The organism is Vibrio jasicida CAIM 1864 = LMG 25398 (assembly GCF_000400365.1).
In the GTDB taxonomy this organism is placed as follows: Bacteria; Pseudomonadota; Gammaproteobacteria; order Enterobacterales; family Vibrionaceae; genus Vibrio; species Vibrio jasicida.
On the sequence record NZ_BAOG01000103.1, the window covers coordinates 1 to 235 of the forward strand.

The 235-nt window shown below is 48.9% G+C and carries 2 tRNA genes; both read left to right on the plus strand.

Features of this window, described 5'->3' with window-relative positions:
• Window positions 1-77 precede the first annotated feature (77 nt).
• A tRNA-Glu gene (locus VJL_RS22970) sits at window positions 78-153 on the plus strand.
• A 2-nt stretch (window positions 154-155) separates the two neighbouring features.
• Window positions 156-231, plus strand: a tRNA-Lys gene (locus tag VJL_RS22975).
• Window positions 232-235 lie beyond the last annotated feature (4 nt).

Here is a 235-nt window from a genome sequence, read left to right on the forward strand (position 1 = left end):
TCACGATGAGTGTCCACACAGATTGATACGGTTTATAAGTAAAAGAGACGAAGATATCCCAATATCTTCAATCCAGTGTCCCGTTCGTCTAGAGGCCTAGGACACCGCCCTTTCACGGCGGTAACAGGGGTTCGACTCCCCTACGGGATACCATTGGGTCGTTAGCTCAGTTGGTAGAGCAGTTGACTTTTAATCAATTGGTCGCAGGTTCGAATCCTGCACGACCCACCATTCT